Origin of the sequence: Paraburkholderia sp. BR10936 (assembly GCF_040965735.1) — a bacterium.
GTDB lineage: Bacteria > Pseudomonadota > Gammaproteobacteria > Burkholderiales > Burkholderiaceae > Paraburkholderia > Paraburkholderia nodosa_A.
The window spans coordinates 1-20,560 of record NZ_JBFRCM010000028.1 but is presented as its reverse complement, the minus strand read 5'-3'; the positions used below and the strand labels follow the sequence as shown (position 1 = coordinate 20,560).

Sequence of the window (20,560 nt, the reverse complement as noted above, 5' to 3'; positions counted from 1 at the left end):
CATTTGAATAAAGCGGAAGGAGACAAGGAAATGGCAACGCAATACGACGTGGTGCTCTACGGAGCGAGTGGCTATACCGGCAAGCTGACTGCGTGGAAGCTCGCCGAGCGCGGAATCCCGTTTATTGCCGCCGGTCGTAACAAGGCGCGGCTCGAGGAGGAGATGGCGAAGGTGCCAGAGCTGGCAGGGCATGACTACCAGTGCGTTAGCGTTGAGCATGAAACGGCGGCGCTGGCCGAACTCTTTCACGGCAAGAAAACGGTGATCAACATCGTCGGGCCGTTCATGCAGCTGGGGCGGCCCGTAGTCGAAGCAAGCCTTGTAGCGGGCTGCCACTACTTCGACACGACCGGCGAAACCGACTGGATGTCGCTGCTCAAAGAGGCTTATGGCGAGGTCTTTGCGGCGAAAGGTCTGGCGCTGTGTCCGGGCAACTCGTACATGTGGACCGAAGGCAATCTGGCTGCCGAGATTGCGCTGGAAACGCAGGGCATCGATACCCTCGACGTAGTGTATCTCGGCGACTCCGAAGTCAGTGTCGCGTCGACGATGTCCTTTCTGCGGATGTGCACGCGGCCGCAGTTCTTCCTGCGCAACAACGAGCTGGTGCAATGGCCATGGGCCACGCCGTACCAGGTTCATGTGCCCGGCGAGCACGTGCTGCTGAACGCGTTGCCGTGGGGCGGCGGTGGCGAGCCAATCTGGTACGCAGACGATCCGCGCGTGCGCAATTGCCAGACGCTCGTCTCGTTCCGCAACCAAGAGCGCTTTAACGCCGTGGTCGGCCTGCTGATGAAGTTCGAGGCAGAGTGCCGGACACTCGACGCTGCCAAACAGGAAGAAGTCACCAACGAATGGGGCAAGGCCGTGACCCAGGTCGAGCCCGCGCGCGAGAACCCGGACGCGAACCGCTGCACGCTTTCGTGCCAGGGGCGGGGCAATACGAATTCAGTCAGCGTGATTCTGCGTGGCAATTCTCCGTATGCGCAAACGGGTGTGCTCGGTGCGGAAGCCGTGCGCCGCGTGCTGCGAAATCAATTGCACGCAGTCGGCTTTGTCTCGCCGGCGCGGGCATTCGGTGCGCGCAACCTTGTCGGCGCGCTGGCGGAGGAAGGCTACCTGTCCTACGAGGTGAAGAGCGTTTGACAGCAGCGGCGAACGCCACGTGGGCCTGGCGTACATGGTGCACGTGGCGCCGGGAACTCGGCGTTGGAGAGAAGAGATGAGCAGCGAAGTGTATATCACGGGCGTTGGCATGACGCCCTTCGGCAAGCATCTGGACACGAGCATCAAGCAGCTCACGCGCGCGGCGGTGGAGCGAGCGCTCGCAGACGCGGGCTGTGACAGCAGGCAGGTGCAGGGGGCGTTTTTTGGCAACTCCACGCAGGGGCATATGGAGGGCCAGCACATGATTCGCGGCCAGCTTGCGTTGCGTGCGATGGGTATCGACAGGATTCCCGTGATCAACGTCGAAAACGCCTGCGCGAGCGCGAGCACCGCGTTTCATCTTGCCGTGAACTACGTCAAGGCAGGCGCCGCTGATATCGTGCTGGCGGTGGGCGCGGAGAAGATGTTCTCCCCAGACAAGGCGCGCACGTTCAGTTCGTTCGACGGCGCGTGGGATGTGCACGACACGGAGAACGGCAAGCGCAGGCTGCTGCAAATGGGCCACGGCATCGAGCCGCCCGCGGGTAGCGTATCGACGAAGCCCTATAGCGTATTCATGGACATCTACGCTTCGATGGGCCGCATGCACATGCGCGAGTTCGGCACCACGCAACGGCAATTCGCCGCCGTATCGGCGAAGAATCACGGGCATTCGATTCACAATCCGCTGGCGCAATATCAGGATGCCTACACGATTGACGATATCCTCGGCGCGCCGCCGATCACGTATCCGCTCACGCTGCCGATGTGCTCGCCGGTCAGCGACGGGGCGGCAGCGGCGATCGTTTGCAGCGAGGCGGGGCTCGCGATGCTCAAGGGCCGGCGCTCGCGGGCCATTCGGGTGCTCGCCTCCGTGCTCCAGACGGGCACCGATCGGCCGGCCGCGGGGTTCGACCAGCATCTGGTCCGGCTCGGTTCGTCGAAGGCGTATGAGCAGGCCGGCGTGGCGCCCAAGGACGTGTCGGTGGCCGAGGTGCATGACGCGACGGCAATCGGCGAAATCATCCAGTCCGAGGTGCTCGGGCTATGCGATCTCGGGATGGGTGGCATATGCGCCGAGCGCGGCGAGACCACCATCGGAGGACGGATTCCCATCAATCCGTCCGGCGGTCTCGAATCGAAGGGTCATCCCATAGGCGCCACCGGGCTGGGCCAGATTCATGAACTCGTCACGCAATTGCGCGGCGATGCGGGAGCCCGCCAGGTGAAGGGCGCGTGCATCGCGATCGCTGAAAATGGTGGCGGTCTGTGCGGTGTGGAAGAGGCAGTGGCCAGCATCACGATTCTCGGCCGATGAACTCCCGTGCGGCCGTGAGCGGCGCACAAGAACGGCGGAAGCAGCAAGGAAATAAAGGAGACTGTGTGCCATGAGCACGAGACCGGAAACCACGTTGGCGGCGTTGATCGCCAACCGCGTCGAGACCATGCCGGACCTCGACGTGCTCACTGTCGAAGGCGCCGGCGCGCGGCCCGATGAAGTGCGCACCTGCCGGCAGCTTTGGGAAAACGGGCAGCGGCTCGCGCAGGTCTTGATCGATCAGGGTCTGCGTCCCGGCGATCATTTCGCATTGCTGATGGCTAATCACGCCGAATTCGTGGATGCGATGGTTGCCGCGTCGATTTCGGGCACCGTATTCGTGCCGATCGATCCACGCGCGAAAGGCGACAAGCTCGCGTACATGCTCGAACAGGCGCAATGCCGTGGCGTGATCGCCGCGGACTATACGCTCGAGAACCTCATGGACGTGCGCCGCTCGCTTGCCGGGTTGTCCTGGGTGATCGCACTGGAAACGGATGAGGGTGGCGAGCCGCTGGCGGATTTCCCTGGCGTCGCGTCCCTGAACGCGTTGTTGCCTGCGCATGTTCCTGACTTGCCCGTCATGGCTCGGGACCCGGCAGGCGCTATGCAACTGATCTTCACGTCCGGCACGACGGGCGACCCGAAAGGGATCGTGATGACGCATCAGCGCTACTGCGCGACGGCGGCGGCGGTTTCGGCGCTGTTCGGCTATGCAGCCGACGACAGGCCGTACTCCGGACTCTCGCTCACGCATGCCAACGCCCAGATCGTGACGCTTGGCGCGTCGCTCACGGCGGGCATGCGCGCCGTTCTGTCGCGCCGCTTCACAAAGTCGCGCCTGTGGAACATCACGCGCCAATATCGCTGCACCACGTTCACGCTGCTCGGCGGCATGACGACGGCGATCTACAGCGAACCCACGAAAGCTGATGACGCGGACAACCCCGTTCGCTTCGTGATTTCAGCCGGCATGCCGGCTGCGATCTGGAAGGCGTTCGAGAAACGCTTCGGCGTGGGGATCGTCGAGTTCTACGGTGCGGCCGAAGGCGGCATCACCGTGAAGCCGCTCGGCGTGGGTCCCATTGGCAGCATCGGCAAGCCGGCTCCCAGCCTCCAGCACCGGATCATCGACGACGACGGCAACGACTGCGCGAAGGGCGTGCCGGGCGAACTGCTGTTCAGGCCGGCGGACGGCTTGCCGTTCAACGTCGAATATTTCGGCAATCCGGAGGCTTCGGCGCAGAAGTGCAAGGGCGGGTGGCTGCACATGGGCGACGTCGTGCGTGAGGACGAGAACGGCTGGCTCTTCTTCGAATACCGCAAGGGCGGCGGGATTCGCCACAACGGTGAGTTCATCAACCCGGCGCCAATCGAGAAGGTGATTGCCGAGTCGGGGGCCGTCGAGGACGTCTACGTCTATGGCGTGAGGGGCGCGTCCGGTGCGCCAGGCGAGAAAGACCTGGTGGCAGCCATCGTGCCCAAGCGCGCCAACGACTTCGACCCGCAGCAGGTGTTCCGCGCCTGTCGCGCAAAGCTGGAAGCGAGCTCGGTCATTTCGTGGGTGCAAGTGGTGCCGGAAATACCAAAGACCGCGTCGGAAAAGCCGCTGGAACGGTATCTCGTCGAAATGTTCGAGGGGCAGCCCGGCAACGTGTTCACTGAGCAGGCGTGACTTCGACAACGCGCTAGCTTCCCGGTTCCATGTCTGCACAGGACCGGGCCCTCGCGCCCACGATATGTCTCCGAATCCGACTCATACTGAAGCAGTTCGACCGCAAAGGCGGCGCTCATCTGTGCGACCGTGCCTGAGACGACTACCGAACGCCTCGCGATGTTGGTGCTCTCGACCGTCAGATGCTGTGCTCTGGCAAAACTGCTCACGGCGTCCATATCGGCCGGCGAGGCACCATAGCGTTCGGCAAATTCCTCACGCGTTAGGTACTTGCGACGGGCGATCTGGTTGGCTTGCCAAAGCGCCTGATCGGGTAAGGGCGGGGCGTCGGGACGCCGCCGCAGCAGGACCGTGACCGAGAGCTTCTGCGCCGGATCCGATGGACCAACCACGCGCATGCCAGTCCGTGCGTTGCGCTCACTTCCTTTGACTGGCCGGTAATTGGGAGGGACGGGTGGGCGGTTAGAGGTAGACATTCAAGCTGCTTCTGGCGAGCGATACACTTGAACGATATATGCGCGCCGCCAACGCTGCCTCCATCATGTGATGGAGGCAGCGGCATGGTATGCCGGGTCGGCCAGTAGGTCGCAACGCGCTAATGAGCGGACGGGCTCAGACGTTATCCATTGCCTGTTGAAGATCGCTTATGGATTCCACGACATTGTTTTGGCTGCTACGGTGCAAGTCGGGCAATTTGAGGTAGTGATACCAGTGCGTTCGCCGACAGATGCCGAATGAATCTCGAGGCGGATGACTGTTCACGAGCGTCGCGACAGGTGCTTCACGACCCACAAGGGACGGTCGGGGTTACCGGGAACGGCCGTTCAAAAAGGGATGTGGCGCGGACCGGTGGGCACTCAGCGGACGCTCTGGGAGCCGGTACGAGAAGCATCGAGTCGACGGCGAGCCTCTTGAGCGACCAAGGACAGATAAGCGCCCAGCATGCCCGGCTGATATGTTGACGCATCGCCACTTCCGCCCAGGGACGGCAACGGCACGCCGATGTAGCATTGACCGTATGCAAGGGCTCCGCATCTTTCAATAACCAATGTTGCTTTCGTCCGGTGCAGCACCCGATCCTGTATTTCCGGGATGTTGAGGAAGTCGTTGAAAACGTAGCTAACCTCTTTGTCGACGAACGTCGTTGTCCCGCGCTCCACCTCAAGGAAATAGACCGCCTCCATCCTGCCCGACCAAAAAAAGAGATCGCCGAAACTCGTCGAAGCGAGTGCGCGAGCGTCCCGACCTAGGAGCCATTGCCAAGGGCGGCTGGCTTCGCCGCCAAGTGAATCTCCAAGGATCGTGAGTAATCCCGCGTTGTACACGCCGGCACGAAGATCCAAGCTTGCTTGGTCCGTATCGGAGGGTGACGACGGCAGCGTCGTCAGAGTGAAATTGGCGGAGAAAGTCATCTTCGTTGATAAGACGTTATAAGGTAGGCGTGACAGCGATTTTTCCTAGACTGTCGACGTTTTGGGGCCAGAGAACGAACGATTGACCTACGGTGCGAGATTTTCAACAATTTGGACGCTGTCGTCGAGCGACCGGAAGTGGCCGGGTGCCGACTCATGCGAGTTGCATACTCGGCTTCGGTCTCCGCGGCCTGCGATCGGCAGCACGCGACCCGGAGCGGACGATCGATTTTCTACGAAGCGGACGTTCGCGGGGCCTGCTTGCCCAAACGTAGGGGCCACCTGAACCGGAGATGTCCCTGCTCTCCGACTATGTTGGACTTCCCACACTACGGGCATCTCGGTCGTTGCTATGATGGCTCCGGCTTCGAGCAGCGCGCCGGAATAGGCGCGTTCGATGGCAGCGCCTTGCTTGCTGCTCGACGCAACAGAGACGGGCCGAGGGCAACTCCATGCATCGAAAAGATCGCGTTGTCGCGTCGCGCGGCCCGGACAGTCGCGCGACGGTTCCTGGCGTGCGGCTGATAGAACGCGTCGTCGTTCTTGCGATGTGCAGCGTGCTTGCCGGGGCAACGGCGATCTTTGCGCACGCGCAGTCCGTCTCCGGCAATACAGACGCTAAGCGTGCGTCGGCGTCTAATGAACTGCACGTGATGGTTTGGACCGCTACGTTGCCCGACCATCCCACCTTGCTGCTGGTGCCGACCGTTCATCTTCTAGCTGCCGACGATCCGCGGATCGATGTCGCGCTTGGTGCACTCGCCGACCGTGTTCAGGCGATCGTGCTGGAAGCACCACTAAAGCCAACGCCCGCACAGGCGGCCGCTATCCTTCGCCGCTACGGCATGTATCCGGCAAGCGACAATTTAACAAATCACGTGAGCGGGATAACGGCCGAGCGACTCGCGCAATGCGCGCGCCAAAGCGGACACAAGGTGCTCTTCTTCTTTCAGCTAAAGCCGTGGCTCGCCTCACTGGCGGCCTTCTACCGGCGAAAAACGCCGGATGCCGCCGAACCCGGCGGCGAGGTATCGCTGGTCGACTACCCGGGCATCGACCTGCGGCTGTCTTCGATTGCCCAAGCCAGAAAGATGCCACTCATCTATCTGGAAACCGACGAACAGGGTTTGAAAGTGTTCAGCGACGTACCGCCCCAGGCGCAAGAAGCGATGTTGATCGCCTCATGCGACGGCCTGACAGGTGTGCGGGTGCCGGGCACCGCTGACCTTCGCGCGATGGAGGCAGCATGGATCTCGGGAGACGCAGCACAGCTTGATCGACTGCTGACTACGCGTGATCCAAAGGAGTCGGATGCTCTCTATGCTGCGGACCAGTATATCTTCCGTGCCAACACCGAAGTATTTGCGGCCGCACTCGCCCGATATGAATATTTCCATGGCAGAGGACCGATCCTTGTTGCTGTAGGCGCAGGCCATTTCTTCGGTGCCGCTTCTCTCCTCGAGAGGTTGCGTGCGGTTGGCTACACAGTTATCCCACCACAAGGCGCGACCGTGACACGCCACGGGACGACGCCTGACGTCAACCATTCGTCGCCGTAGCGGGATTGCCGACGAACTGTGTGTCGAGCTTGAGTGACCGATAGTGGCCCGAATCCGGAAGTCCCCAGCCACGCGCAGGTACCGCACTCACATCAACAACGTCATGCAACCGAGCCTCGGCTGGCTTCAGCGCCTCTAGGTTCGAAAGCGACTCGCCGCCGACCGGAGTGTCTGCGCCTGGTCGGCAAGCGACAGTGCTGCCGCAGTAGTCTCTTCCACCAGCGCCGCATTTTGCTGGGTCGTTTCATCCAGTTGTGAGACAGCGCGGTTGACCTGTTCGATGCCATCCCGTTGCTCTTTCGACGCCGCCGCCACTTCCTGCATCACGTTGCTCACTTTTTCGATCGACTGCACGATCTCCATCATCGTGCGGCCTGCCTGATCGATGAGCCCCGATCCTTCAGTCACGCCCGTCACGGCTTCGTCGATCAATGCCTTGATTTCCTTTGCCGCGCTGGCGGAGCGCTGTGCGAGCGTACGCACTTCAGCGGCAACCACAGCAAAGCCACGACCCTGCTCGCCCGCGCGGGCCGCTTCGACGGCGGCATTCAATGCCAGGATGTTCGTCTGAAAAGCGATCCCTTCGATCGTGCCGATGATGGACGCGATCTTTGTCGACTGATCCGATATGCCGGCCATGGTTCGCACGGCGCGATCCATCACGACACCGCCCGTCTTCGCGATGTCCGATGCGTTGCTGGCATATTCGGTAGCGAATCCGACACGCTCGTTATTTTGTGCAACGGTTGCTGTCAGTTCTTCCATGCTTGCCGCCGTTTGTTCCAGCGCGGCCGCCTGCGCCTCGGTCCGCCGGGAGAGGTCCGAGTTACCCGATGCGATTTCGCTCGTGGCGCTCGCCATCGACTCGCTGCTCGAGAGGACGGTTGTGACCGTCGATTTCAGGCCCTCCTGCATCGATGAAAGACCTTGCATGAGTGCACTCATCTCATGGCGGCCTTCCACTTGAACCTTGTTCGAGAGGTCTCCGTTTGACATCGCCGAACAGACCTCCAGCGCCCGGGTCAAAGGACGGCCAATCGCGCGATGCAGGCCGATCGCGCACACCAGTGACAGAAGGATGGCGACGCAGAGTGCTCCTACCGATGCGCCGCTCACCGTGCTGAGTGTCGACTGGAAATCCTCGTAGCTCGATTCGCCGCTCGTCATCAGGTAGTCGTTGAGCGCGTCGGTGCTTTTGGTGAACGCGAGCGCCAGCGGCGGCATCACGTCCATAGTGATCCGGTTAGCGGCAACCGCATCGCCCGTTTCGAGCGACTGCAGCGTGGGCTCGATCGCACCTTTGCTCAACCGGTCGAATGACAGCGAGACGGCCTCTGCCAGCTTTTGCTGTTCAGCGGACTTCGGCAGCGCGAGATAGCGTTCGTAGGCCTTCTTCGACGTCGCCAGATAGGCGCGTGCTTTTTGCAGAAGCACTTTTGTGGCGGGCGATTCGGGATGCAGCAGCGCTCGGTCCATCGAAACGCGCGCGATCGCCAGGTTGTACTTGGTGTCGCCAAGCGCGACCGCTGACGACAATTGCACCGCATAGATTTCCTGGAGCGCCGACTTCCCCGCTTGCGTTCCCCACTGGCCGAACGCGGCAACAACCAGGATCAGGGCGACGAGCAGGCCGAAGGCCAGCGAGATCCGCGCCCTGATTGAGACTTTCGAAAACATGTGCAAATGTCCGCTGGATGATGTGAGCCCGAAGGGTATTGTTCCGAATATGTCCGTACATATTGGATATCGGTCGCATCATCCAAATGCGAATAGGGGAAAACCCTCATACCCCTGAGCGCTTCAGCCTCATCGATACGGCGAACCGGTCGGCGGGATGCACGCTCACCGACACTTCGAATGCCACCCCGGTCGAATCGATATAACGCCGCACGATCTCCAGCGCCGCCGAACCGATGGGCATCTGAAGTCGCCCCGCTATCTCTTTCGTGACGTTCATTGCCTGGACGTTTTGCTGGATTTCAATGACACAGCGGCCGTAACGCGCCTCGATCAGCGAACTGATCAGCGTGTCGGGCGCTGCCTTCGCTTCTTCGGCGATCTCCGTGTAGGCCGGATCGATGTAGACATCCGTACAGCCGACGGGCGGACGCGAACTGTCGCGTTCGATACGCAGGCTCGACACGCGCAGCCAGTGCGCACCTTCCTCGCATTGCAGAACTTTGGCGAGTCTGCCGGCAACCGTGACCTCTTCCACCGACTGAATCACCCGCAGATGTTCTGAGCCGAACTGCACCAGATCCTCGACTGAACCCAGCGAAGGGCGGAAATCGTTCTTCGGCTGCGCCGACTCGACGCGCGTGCCGGCGTTCTTGCGCCGCGAGACTAATCCAAGCTGCTGAAGCTCGTTCAGTGCCGCGCGAATCGTATGCCGGCTGGTGTTGTACTGGTCGCGCAGCTCCAGTTCGGTCGGTAGATAGGAACCAACCGGAAAGCGGCCGCTGGCGATGCCCTCGGTCAGATCGCGAGCGATGTCGGCGTAATGAGGTCTATTCATGCTTGCAAAGAATGGAGACACCGGGATCGATGCTCATCTAGGGTAAATCATAGCTTGAACGATATGTTCGAACATATTACTCTCAATATGTCCGGACATATCGACGTTTGTCCGCTTATCGCACAATCCTGCTTGCTCGACTCGAGGCATCGTCATGACTACCCGCACCACTCCGCTTTCCAGCACCGTTTTCGATTCGATCCTGTTTCGCGACGCCTTCGGCACCGCCAAAATGCGCGCCCTGTTTTCCGATCACGCGCTGGTGCAGCGCTATATCGACGTCGAAGTCGCGCTCGCGAAGGCCGAAGCGCGCGTTGGCGTGATTCCGGCTGGCGCTGCGGATGTGATCGCGCGCGAGTCGCAGATCGAGCGCATCGACTTCGATCACATGCGCGAGGAGACCGACATCGTCGGATATCCGATTCTTCCGCTCGTGCATCAACTGGTCGGCATGTGCGGCGAGGCAGGCCGCTATGTGCACTGGGGCGCCACGACGCAGGACATCATGGATACGGCCGTCGCGCTTCAGGTGCGCGACGCGCTCGATTCGATCGATGCCGATATCCGCGAACTGCGCGGCATCCTCGTGGACCTATCGAAGAAGCACCGCGACACGCCGATGGCGGGTCGCACGCATCTACAGCAGGCATTGCCCGTCACTTTCGGCTATAAGACGGCGATCTGGCTGGCGATGTTCGACCGTCATCAGCAACGACTTGCGCAACTGCGTCCGCGCGTTGCCGTCGTCGAATTCGCGGGCGCGGCCGGCACGCTCGCATCGTTGGGCGACAAGGGCTTCGACGTGCAGAAGGCGCTTGCCGCCGAACTGCAACTCGGCGTGCCCGCGACCACCTGGCACGTCGCTCGCGATGGTTTCGCCGAGGCCGTCAATCTGCTCGCGCTCGTTACCGGTTCGCTCGGCAAGATTGCAACCGACATCATGATCATGGCGTCCAACGAATTCGGCGAGGTGTACGAGCCGTTCGTCAAGGGTCGTGGCGCGAGCAGCACGATGCCGCAAAAGCGCAACCCCATTTCAAGCGAGCTCATGCTCGCCGCCGCGAAGGCCGTGCGACAGCAGGCCGGCCTGATGGTCGACGCGATGATCCAGGACTTCGAGCGCGCAACGGGACCGTGGCACGCGGAATGGATTGCGATTCCCGAAAGCTTCATCCTTGCTTCGGGTGCGCTCCATCAAGCGAAGTTCGCGCTGGGTGGACTGATCGTCGACAGGGATCGCATGAAGCACAACCTCGGCATCAGCAAGGGGTTGATCGTCGCCGAAGCCGTGATGATGCAGATGGCACCCCACACGGGACGCCAGCAGGCGCACGACATCGTCTACGATGCGTGCCGCACGGTGAACGAAAGCGGCGGCACACTCGCCGAAGCGCTGGCGGCACTGCCTGGAGTCACGCGGCATTTCGATCGCAACGCGATCGACGCGATGATCGATCCCGCCAACTATCTGGGCCTCGCGCCGCAAATGGTCGATCGCGCCATCTCGCTGTCGTGCGAGATCTGACGAACGCTGTGGAGGAGCCACACCATGACGAACGACAACGCATCACATAGCGAATCAGTCGCGCCACCGGCGAAGCGGCCGTGGTACCGCAAGCTGGGTATGCAGGTGCTGATTGCGCTCGTGCTCGGTATCGCAGTCGGACTGATGTTTCCGAAGTTCGGCGCGCAGCTGAAAATCCTCGGCGATATCTTTCTCGCGCTGATCAAGGCAGGCGTCGCGCCGCTCGTGTTTCTCACCATCGTGCATGGCATCGCTTCCGCCGGCGACGTGAGGAGCGCGGGACGCGTCGGCTGGCGCTCGATCGTCTACTTCGAAGTCGTGTCGACGATCGCACTGGCCGTCGGGCTGCTGGCGGGGAACCTGTTGCAGACGGGCAAAGGCATGACGGCCGTCACACCTGGTGCGGTGCCTGTCGTCGCAGCAACGGCAGCGCCGCAAGGCTTCACCGAGTTCGTCATGCATCTGGTGCCGGACAACTTCATCGGCGCGTTCGCGAAGGGTGAACTACTTCAGGTCGTCGTGCTGGCTGTCATGGTCGGGATCGGCATTCTCGCGATTCCCGATAGCCGCCGCGCGCGCATCAACGAAGGGCTCGATCTCATTTCTCAGGTGCTGTTCTCGTTCATCAATCTGGTGATGAAGCTCGCGCCGCTCGGCACCTTCGGCGCGGTGGCGTTCGCGGTCGGCAGCAACGGCACGGCTGTGCTGGTCGCGCTCGCGCAACTCGTGCTGAGCTTTTATGCCGTGATAGTTCTGTTCATCGCAGTCGTGATGGGCATCATCGCGAAGCTCGCGGGCTTCAGCATGTGGCGCTTCATGCGCTACATCAAGGACGAAATCCTGATCGTGCTCGGCACTGCGTCGTCGGAGAGCGCGTTGCCGCGGCTGCTCATCAAGCTGGAACGCCTGGGCTGCACGAAACAGACCGTGGGTCTTGTCCTGCCGACGGGTTATGCATTTAACCTGGACGGCACGTCGATCTTCATGTCAATGGGCGTCATGTTCATTGCTCACGCGTACAACGTGCCCATTACAATCGAACATCAGATCGGCATCCTGCTGCTCATGCTGCTGACGTCGAAAGGCGCGGCGACTGTTTCAGGCGGATCGTTCGTCGTGTTCGCGGCGACGGTCACGTCGACGGGCATTCTTCCCGTGGAAGGACTGGCTGTCATTTTCGGCGTGTACCGCTTCATGTCGATGGCAATCGCCACGTGCAACACGATTGGCAACAGCCTCGCTACCGTGGTGGTCGCGCGCTGGTCGGGCACATTCGACGCGGAAGTCGCGAAGCGCCATCTCTATCCCGAGCTTTTTCCGGAAGTCGCGGAAGCGGATGAGCGCGCGACCGACAGCAATCCTTCGCCCGAAAACTTCGATCAGGTGAACCCTCGTCCGGCCACGCTTCGATAACTGGAGTTAATCGAACACGCGGCATCGACGCATGACGAAAGCGGCTGGCATCAGTTTGATCCAGCCGCTTTCCGCTTTCGAATGCGGAGTCGTTCGTTGACGCCTGATGTGCTCCGACCTTTCATATTCGACCTGGAAACGCCCACCATGAATACGCGCACTGAATCGGATGCGTTCGGACCCGTGGATATTCCCGCGCATCGCTATTGGGGCGCGCAAACTCAGCGTGCGCTGGACGTGTTCGGCGCGGCAGAAGAGCGCTTTCCCGCCGCGCTGATTCACTCGTTCGGTTTGCAGAAACGTGCGGCCGCGCGCGCCAACCGCGGGTGTGGCGTAATTGATCCGCGTCTCGCCGATGCAATCGAGGCAGCGGCCACGGAACTGAGTGACGGGAAATGGGACGATCACTTTCCGCTGAGCATCTGGCAGACCGGCTCAGGGACGCAAACCAACATGAACGCGAACGAGGTCATCGCCAACCGCGCCAATGAACTGCTCGGCCAAGCGTTGGGGACAAAGTCGCCGGTCCATCCGAACGATCACGTTAATACGTCACAGTCATCGAACGACAGCTTTCCGACCGTCATGCATGTGAGCGCCGCGCTTGAACTGACCGGGCGTCTCCGACCTGCGCTCGTATCGTTGCAGGCGTCGCTCGACGAACGCGCACTCGCATTCGCCGATGTGGTGAAGATGGCGCGCACACATCTCATGGATGCCGTACCGACGACGATGGGCCGCACTTTCGCCGCGTACGCCCATCAGATGGCAGCTGCGATTTCGCGCATCGACGCAGCGTTGCCCCAGCTCATGGTGCTTGCGCAGGGCGGCACGGCCGCAGGCACAGGACTGAATGCACCGGCGCAGTTCGCGGAGCGCTTCTGCGCAGAACTCGCTGCCAGCACGGGCCTGCCCTTTCGAACGCATCCACACAAGCTGGAGGGCATGGCGTCGCACGATGCGCTGGTCGATGTCTCGGGCGTACTCAATACGATTGCGACATCGCTTCTAAAGCTTGCCAATGACATTCGACTGCTTGGTTCGGGACCGCGCTGCGGGCTCGGCGAACTGATCATCCCCGATGACGGCCTCACTTCGTCGATCATGCCGGGAAAGCGCAATCCGACGATCGCCGAAGTGCTGGTCCAGGCGTGCTTCCAGGCGATGGGCAATCACCAGACGGTGACGCTTGCGGGCGGTTCCGGCCTGTTCGAGTTGAACGTCGCGAAGCCGGTGCTGATCTACAACGTCCTGCAGTCGATACGCGTCCTGACCGATGCATGTCGAAACTTCAACGAACGCGTCGTAAAGGGACTTCAGGTCGACACGACGCAACTTGCAACGAACGTGGAGAACGCACTGTTGTCGGTGACAGCGCTCAATCCGGTGCTCGGCTATGATGCCGTCGCGCGGATCACTGCCCTCGCGCTGCGCGAAGGCATTACGCCGCGTGCTGCGGCGCTGTCGCTCGACATCATCGACGCGGACCGGTACGACAGGATCGTCGATCCCGCGCGGCTGGCGAATGCTGAATAGCACTACAGGGGGCGGGCATGACGATCGCGTTTGTACGCGGACGTCTTCGAACGCCTCGAATCGAACCACTCAGGTCGGCAGGGCGACGATCGCTACCCGGATCTCGTTGGCATCGCGGAGCATGGAACCGTTTGGGCAGGCAGCAAGCTCTCCAAGGTTGCCGAGCACGGCGGCAATGCCGAGGAGGATCGTCATGTACCGCTCGTCGTCTGGGGCAAAGGTATCTCAAACGAGATCGTCGACGACCGCGTCCAGACGACGGAGATCGCGCCGACAATCCTCAGGTTGCTGGGGCTCAACCCAAGCGAACTCGATGCTGTGAAGATGGAGCAGACGCAGGTGCTGCCTGACTTGCACTGACAGAATATGCCGACGCACCACCTGAAATGATGGCGATTACGGAGGTCTCTTTCTTTGTGAAGCTTCCGGAATGAGCCATCGCACGCGGCAAGCAAACGCCCAAGATGGGGTGTCAAGGCACAGCGCCCGACCAATGACGCGCCAATCCGTTATTTGCGGTGAGTGGCGGCTTTCGGAGGTGGATCAGCCGCTTGGGTGACCATTTGATCGCGCGTGCGAATGTCACGAACTGGCCGAGAGCACCAGTTCGACGAGTCCCAACAGACCGGACCTTGATATCGTCGAAGGCAGCTTGCGGGCTATTGCCGCGAATGAGTAGACTCGGCCATAAGGCGTCGTCCGCCTGCAGCGTCGCTCGGACATTTAGGCGTCCGCACCGCCACGCACCAGGCCGTTCGATGGGCGATGGATTGCACCGACAACGGGTGGCCTCCGCGGCGCGTCCTGCCGCCTCGTCGCGGTCCTCGCGGGCGTATGCGCCGACGTTGCCGCGACCTCGGTTCGTAGCAGCATCGAGTTGGCCTCAGTACGCGACAGCGTGAAAACACAAAGCGTCTCCACCAGCCGGTCGTTCTGCGATTTCAGGCTGTCGGCTGCCGCGGTGTGTTCTTCTACCAGCGTGGCATTCTCCTGCGTCGTGTGGTCGAGTTGCTCGACCGCCTGACTGACCTGCCCGATCGCAGCAGACTGCTCTCGCGACGCTTCCGCGATATGGCCGACCAGCTCCGTCACGCTCTTCACCTGTGACACGATGTCGTCGATCGCCTTGCCAGCCGAATTGACCAGCCGCGAGCCGTCGTTGATCTTGTCCAGACTCTCAGTGATCAGGATCTTGATCTCCTTGGCCGCCTGCGCGCTTCGTTGCGCCAGATTCCTCACCTCGCCTGCTACCACTGCAAAGGCGCGGCCCGACTCGCCGGCACGGGCTGCCTCGACCGCCGCGTTCAGGGCCAGGATATTGGTCTGGAAGGCGATGCCGTCGATCACGGAAATGATGTCGCCGATCTTGCCGCTCGATTGCGTAATTCCTTGTATGGTCGAGATTACTTCGCCCACCACCTTGCCGCCCGCTTCAGCCGCGCCGTAAGCCTGCGCCGCGAGATCGCTGGCCTGCCGCGCCGCGTCCGCATTGTTCTTCACGGTGGAGTTGATTTCCTCCATTGATGCTGCGGTCTCCTGGAGGCTGCTGGCCTGCATCTCCGTGCGGGCCGACAGGTCGAGCGTGCCCGATGCTATCTCCGTGGTTGCCTGCTGCATCAGATGCACAACGTTGCGCACGTCCATTACGGTGACGCGCATATTTACGCTCACCTGGTTGAGCGTGCGCACGACGTCGCCTATCTCATCGCTGCGCGTACTGACGGACTCGGCGCTCAGGTCGCCTGCGGCAATCCGGTTGGCAAACCGCACTGCCTCGCGCAAGGGTTCGACGATGACGTGCGACAAGTACCAGCCGGCCGCGGTCGTGGTGGCCAATAGGCCGCCCAACGGCCCCCAGAACGACAGCGAAGCAACCTCGCCGCGGAACGCGAGCAGCCCGATCGTCACCACTGCGTTCAATGCGGCAATGGCGCCCCAGATGTGCCGTTTGAGTCCAAGCGTGCGACCCATTTCGATTGCCTTGCCAAGGAGGTTCAGGCGCACAAGGCGCCCCTGGCGCCATCCAAGCTTCTTCTGGCCGGAGATCAATATCTTGTAGAGCGCCTCAGTCTTTCTGATTTCATCCGAAGATGCCTTGGCAAGCACCATCAAGGAGCCGATGTATTGGCTCTGCGAGAACAGCGGCGAAGCATTCGCTCGAGACCAGAATTGGCCTCCATCCTTGCAGGAAAGCCTGACGACGGAGTGCCAGGGTTTGCCGGCACGCAGGGTGATGCCCGCGTCAATCGCAACCTGCGGCGGCATATCCCTAAGCCGGTCTGCGACCGGTATCGCCCTGAGTTCTTGCGTGGTATAGCCCATCGCCCTCTGATAGGCCGGATTGGCGTAAACGACACGCGCATGCGCGTCCGTGCATAGCACCATCAATTCGGAATCTTGCAGTTCGAACTCGTTTGTCGAATGATTATTTCCGTTGCCCATGCTGTTCCTCTCTTTTTATGGTTGTAAGTGTTCCTGGTAAATCTGTTTGGATTTGGCTAACCGGGCAGCATCTTGAAGCGAGGGTAGCGGATGACGTGCGTCGTAGACCTGAGCGAAGTGGAGGAAAACACATTGCAGCAGCTTTCGATCATTCGATCATTCACAGACACCGGGATGCACGCACGCGTGCAGCGGGTGCACCTCCGGTTCAGCGCAGCTGGTCACCACGAGGCTTGCCCCATGCCATTGAACCCAAAGCCACTGCAGGCGCTCGATCATCGGTGCTCGACTTCGGCAAGAATGCGCTAATCCGTGCCTCGCACGCGCGCACTGTCAGGGGACTCCATGTAGTCAGGGCTATCGAAGCGCTGGTCCAGCAGGGCGACGGCAAACCGACCGTGATCGCGCTCGAAAAGGCGAGCATCCATCACAGCGTCGACCAGGCTACGCCGGATCGCTTGTCCATTGAACACAAAACGCTCCTCTTCAATCTGCCGCCCTACAGTCCCGAGCTCGATCTGATCGAGATCGTCGGGAAATATTTCAATTATCACTGGCGGCGCTTCGTCACCTGGATACAAGAATCCATCGACGCTGAGCTTGCGGACCTGCTGAACGGATACCGCACGAAACTCCAAGCCAATTTTTCGTGAACTTACCGCTGCGACGAACGCCATGATCCCAACGAGCACTGTCGTCCTGAACCCCGCCGCGCCCACGGCAAGTGCAGCGCGGAAACCGCATCGGGCGCGTGCCGTACCGCCATAGCCGCCAGCACGGTGATGCAACCAAACGAAATGCCAAGGGCAGTGGCAGGTCGCCCGCGTTGCGGTGAAAGACGAGGTTCATGAAGGCGCAGGAATAAACGGGGCGGTCGAAATTCGAGCCGTCGGCTAAAGGTTCGCACGGCCCGAACGGCGCGAGCCAATCAGAAAATATGGCGGATGCCCGCAGCGACGCCGACGGTGGAACCCGCCACCCCGAAGAGGGCGCCGTTGGTCGACAATCCGGTATTCATGCGCCCGTGGTTGTAGACATAGCCGAGTTGGGTATAGAGCGCGGTCGCTTTGGAGAGGTTATAGGTCAAACCGCTCGCAGCCATGATCGAATGGTTGCTGGTGTCATTGCCGTCGCTCGTATACCAGACCCCCGCGTCGATATTTGTCGCGGGCGTCACCCGGTAGCTCAGGCCGCCGCCATAGATGCGATTATCGAAGGAGCCGGCGGTTTTGAAATTGATGAACGAGGCTTTCATCGTCAAGTCCCCGATGCGGTAGCTCGCGCCGATGGTGCGGCCCGAGAAAGCAACGGTACTGGGCACCGGCGTCGTCGCAGCCGTGCCGCCGGAGTTGCCGCTGTACATCGCGGCGCTGACCATGAACGGGCCGAGCGTGTAGTTCAGACTGGCAGAGTATTGCCGGCCGGCCTGAAAATCGCCCGCCGTGCCGCCCAGCGCGAGCATCGCGCTGCCTTGCAGACCGGCAATCATCGGGCTCGTATACGAAATCGCGTTCGAATTGAATATGCCGGTGACAAACACGTTGCTGATGTAAAGCGGCACGCCGCTGCCAAAATAGGAAACATTGCGCGGGTCGGTCGCGATCAACGATAGGGCAAACGGCGAATATTGCACACCGGCTTTCGCGGTGCCGAAGCCGCCGGTCAAGCCGATCCATGCCTGACGGCCAAAAAGGTTACCGTTCGAATCGGTGAGGCCGCCGGTGGAGAGGTCAATACCGCTTTCCAGTTCGAAAATTGCCTTCATTCCTCCACCGAGATCTTCGACGCCTTTCAAGCCGAAGACCGACGGAGCCTGGCCTCCCGTGATTAGCGAGAATTGATGGCCGGCGTTTTGCCCGTTGGCGAGATCGAGGGTTTTGCTTGTGTACAGGATTGCGCTATCGGCACTGCCAAAGAGCGTCACGCTGCTTTGCGCATGTGCAGCCGTTCCGATACTTCCAAGCAGGGTGCCGACAACAACGGTGATGCGTTTGCGGCGATAGGATGAACTCATAAAAGTCTCCTCCGTTAACGTTATTCGAGTAATTCTTTTCTTTTATTCGAGTGCTTGATGACGCCGATATCGAGCTTGGTCGCCGGCATGCCGCGGAGCCTCGCGTCCTTGCGAGGCGTGTCGGGTACCGGTCGGGAAGGCGGGGCTCGACAAGCGCTATCCCGCGCTTTGGTACTTCGCCCGCAACAGTTTTTTGTCGACCTTCCCGACGCTCGTCTTGTCGATCGCATCGACGAACACAACCCGCTCGGGTACGGCGTACTTTGAAATGACGCCGCGGATCGCATATTCCTTCAAGTGCTTTTGAATAGACTGTTCGTCAGCAACCTCGCCTGCCTTGAGCACGATTAGCGGCAGCGGACGTTCGCCCCATTTAGCGTCTCTCACGCAGATGACGGCGACTTCGGCGACAGCTGGATGCAGGAAAATAAGATCTTCCAGTTCGAGCGACGAGATCCATTCGCCGCCCGACTTGATGACATCCTTGAGTCGATCGGTGATCTGCAGGCAACCTTGGCTGTCAATGACCCCGATGTCGTTCGTGTGCAGATAACCACCGGCCCACAACCTTTCGGATGCAGCGGGATCACCGACGTACTCGCCGGTCAGCCACGGTGCTCTTGCCACGATCTCACCGCTGGTTTTGCCGTCGTGCGCGACGTCGTGCATCTGTTCATCGACAACGCGCAGCTCGACGAGCGGAACTGGCAGTCCCGTTCGCGTTCGCATGTCGAGCTCGTGGGACGTGTCATCAGGCGTGGCGCTCTTGACCTGGGCAAGCGTGAGGATGGGCCCTGTCTCCGACATGCCGTAGCCGGTGAAGACGTCAATGCCGCGCTCGAGCGCCGTCTGCGCAAGGACGCGAGGCAGCGCCGAACCGCCAACGACGATTTTCCAGCCACGCAAGTCGGCCGCGGCGGCATCCGGAGATGACAAGACCATTTGGAGGAGCGTGGGCACGCCGTGCGAGAACGTCACGCGCTCACGCACCTTCAGTTCGAGCAGCGAGTCTGGAGCATAGCGGCCGGGATAGACCTGTTTCAGGCCGAGCATGGTCGCCACATAAGGTATGCCCCACGCGTGCACATGAAACATCGGCGTCATCGGCATATAGACGTCGTCACGGTGGATACGGCCCTGGTGCGGCGCACTGGTCAGCGCCGCCGTCTCGGCCAGCGTGTGCAGCACGATCTGCCGGTGACTGAAGCAGACGCCTTTAGGCATCCCAGTTGTGCCCGTCGTGTAGAACGTCGTGGCCACCTTGTTTTCATCGAAATCGGGAAAGACGAAGTCAGGCGAGGACCGCGCCAGCAGGTTTTCGTACTCGTCGACGAAGTCATCGGGCACGGCGGTCGAGCCAGCGTCATCAAGCAAAAAGAATTTATCGATGTGCTCGAGCTTGCTGCGCATTTCTGCGAGCATCGGCAGGAAATCCGCGTTGATCAGAAGTGCGCGCGCACCGGAATGGTTCAGCGTATAGGCAAGCTGCTCAGGGCTCAGGCGCACGTTCGCCGTCATCAGCACCGCGCCCATCATCGGCACGGCGAAATAGCATTCGAGGTAGCGGTGGCTGTCCCAATCCATCACCGCGACTGTATCGCCGGGTCCGACGTCGAATTCCAGCAGTCCGCTGGCGAGTTGTCCGATACGGTGGCGAAAGGTCCAATAGTTATGGCGCGTCTGGTCGCGGTAGACGATTTCCTGCTCCGGGCAGGTGGCAAGCGGCGTATGGAGCAACTGCTTGATCAGCAGAGGGTAGGCATACGCTGAAGGGGTCAGCCGGACCTCTCGGCTCTCGATGGCTTTAGGCATCTCGTGTACTGTCAGGTAAAACGGTGGGGTTGCCACGCCTCGGCGAACGTTGTCGCCCGCCCCGACGCGGCGCCTGTTGATCGCGGGCGAGGGGCGTTGTCTCCGCGTGCCGCTCACCCGATAACTTCACGCGATCAGACTAGGCGTTCAGGCGAACAGATGCATCCGTTCCGTCGGGGAGGCGGAGGGGGGG

General features: G+C 61.1%; 15 protein-coding genes and 1 pseudogene. 9 read left to right on the top strand and 7 right to left on the bottom strand.

All coding sequences use genetic code 11. The annotated features are described in order from the left end of the window. Positions 1-30 precede the first annotated feature (30 nt). The 3 genes from AB4Y36_RS36370 to AB4Y36_RS36360 all read left to right on the top strand — a co-directional run bounded on the left by AB4Y36_RS36370 (position 31) and on the right by AB4Y36_RS36360 (position 4,139). Positions 31-1,146 carry a trans-acting enoyl reductase family protein gene (locus AB4Y36_RS36370; RefSeq protein ID WP_368685537.1) on the top strand — a complete coding sequence of 372 codons (1,116 nt, stop codon included), beginning with the start codon at positions 31-33 and terminating at the stop codon, positions 1,144-1,146. A 76-nt stretch (positions 1,147-1,222) separates the two neighbouring features. Continuing rightward, positions 1,223-2,464, top strand: coding sequence for a thiolase family protein (locus AB4Y36_RS36365; protein ID WP_368685536.1), 1,242 nt, complete (start codon positions 1,223-1,225; stop codon positions 2,462-2,464). Positions 2,465-2,534: 70 nt separating this feature from the next. Further along, complete coding sequence (locus tag AB4Y36_RS36360; RefSeq protein WP_368685535.1) at positions 2,535-4,139, top strand: AMP-binding protein; 1,605 nt, start codon at positions 2,535-2,537, stop codon at positions 4,137-4,139. Between the two features lie 65 nt (positions 4,140-4,204). On the opposite strand, the pseudogene AB4Y36_RS36355 reads toward AB4Y36_RS36360, so the two are convergent. After that, positions 4,205-4,537, bottom strand: a pseudogene (locus AB4Y36_RS36355) (protease pro-enzyme activation domain-containing protein); the annotation flags it as partial. Positions 4,538-4,996: 459 nt separating this feature from the next. Next, positions 4,997-5,551, bottom strand: coding sequence for a T6SS immunity protein Tdi1 domain-containing protein (locus tag AB4Y36_RS36350; protein WP_368685534.1), 555 nt, complete (start codon positions 5,549-5,551; stop codon positions 4,997-4,999). A gap of 452 nt (positions 5,552-6,003) precedes the next feature. On the opposite strand from AB4Y36_RS36350, the gene AB4Y36_RS36345 reads away from it, so the two are divergent. Beyond that, positions 6,004-7,110 carry a TraB/GumN family protein gene (locus AB4Y36_RS36345; RefSeq protein WP_368685533.1) on the top strand — a complete coding sequence of 369 codons (1,107 nt, stop codon included), beginning with the start codon at positions 6,004-6,006 and terminating at the stop codon, positions 7,108-7,110. 135 nt (positions 7,111-7,245) lie between these two features. On the opposite strand, the gene AB4Y36_RS36340 is transcribed toward AB4Y36_RS36345, so the two are convergent. Then, entirely contained in the window at positions 7,246-8,787 is a 1,542-nt protein-coding gene (locus AB4Y36_RS36340; RefSeq protein WP_368685532.1) for a methyl-accepting chemotaxis protein, read from the bottom strand. A gap of 106 nt (positions 8,788-8,893) precedes the next feature. Continuing rightward, on the bottom strand, positions 8,894-9,625 hold the full coding sequence (locus tag AB4Y36_RS36335) for a GntR family transcriptional regulator (protein WP_368685531.1): 732 nt from the start codon (positions 9,623-9,625) through the stop codon (positions 8,894-8,896). A gap of 154 nt (positions 9,626-9,779) precedes the next feature. On the opposite strand from AB4Y36_RS36335, the gene AB4Y36_RS36330 reads away from it, so the two are divergent. The 4 genes from AB4Y36_RS36330 (at position 9,780) to AB4Y36_RS36315 (ending at position 14,459) form a co-directional block, all read left to right on the top strand. Continuing rightward, entirely contained in the window at positions 9,780-11,150 is a 1,371-nt protein-coding gene (locus AB4Y36_RS36330; protein WP_368685530.1) for an adenylosuccinate lyase family protein, read from the top strand. Positions 11,151-11,174: 24 nt separating this feature from the next. Then, positions 11,175-12,563, top strand: a complete 1,389-nt coding sequence (locus tag AB4Y36_RS36325) for a cation:dicarboxylase symporter family transporter (RefSeq protein ID WP_368685529.1) — start codon at positions 11,175-11,177, stop codon at positions 12,561-12,563. 147 nt (positions 12,564-12,710) lie between these two features. After that, positions 12,711-14,099: a class II fumarate hydratase gene (locus AB4Y36_RS36320; protein WP_368685528.1), complete on the top strand. Its 1,389-nt coding sequence runs from the start codon at positions 12,711-12,713 to the stop codon at positions 14,097-14,099. Positions 14,100-14,129: 30 nt separating this feature from the next. Then, positions 14,130-14,459: a hypothetical protein gene (locus tag AB4Y36_RS36315; RefSeq protein ID WP_368685527.1), complete on the top strand. Its 330-nt coding sequence runs from the start codon at positions 14,130-14,132 to the stop codon at positions 14,457-14,459. Positions 14,460-14,822: 363 nt separating this feature from the next. Here the strand turns inward: AB4Y36_RS36315 and AB4Y36_RS36310 are convergent, their stop codons facing one another. Further along, the gene (locus AB4Y36_RS36310; RefSeq protein ID WP_368685526.1) at positions 14,823-16,541 is read right to left on the bottom strand and encodes a methyl-accepting chemotaxis protein; all 1,719 of its coding nucleotides are present in this window, start codon (positions 16,539-16,541) and stop codon (positions 14,823-14,825) included. A gap of 17 nt (positions 16,542-16,558) precedes the next feature. Between AB4Y36_RS36310 and AB4Y36_RS36305 the strand changes: the two genes are divergently transcribed. Beyond that, positions 16,559-17,194 carry a transposase gene (locus AB4Y36_RS36305; protein WP_368685568.1) on the top strand — a complete coding sequence of 212 codons (636 nt, stop codon included), beginning with the start codon at positions 16,559-16,561 and terminating at the stop codon, positions 17,192-17,194. Positions 17,195-17,469: 275 nt separating this feature from the next. Here the strand turns inward: AB4Y36_RS36305 and AB4Y36_RS36300 are convergent, their stop codons facing one another. After that, complete coding sequence (locus AB4Y36_RS36300; RefSeq protein WP_368685525.1) at positions 17,470-18,555, bottom strand: porin; 1,086 nt, start codon at positions 18,553-18,555, stop codon at positions 17,470-17,472. A 156-nt stretch (positions 18,556-18,711) separates the two neighbouring features. Beyond that, on the bottom strand, positions 18,712-20,367 hold the full coding sequence (locus AB4Y36_RS36295) for a fatty acid--CoA ligase (RefSeq protein WP_368685524.1): 1,656 nt from the start codon (positions 20,365-20,367) through the stop codon (positions 18,712-18,714). Positions 20,368-20,560 lie beyond the last annotated feature (193 nt).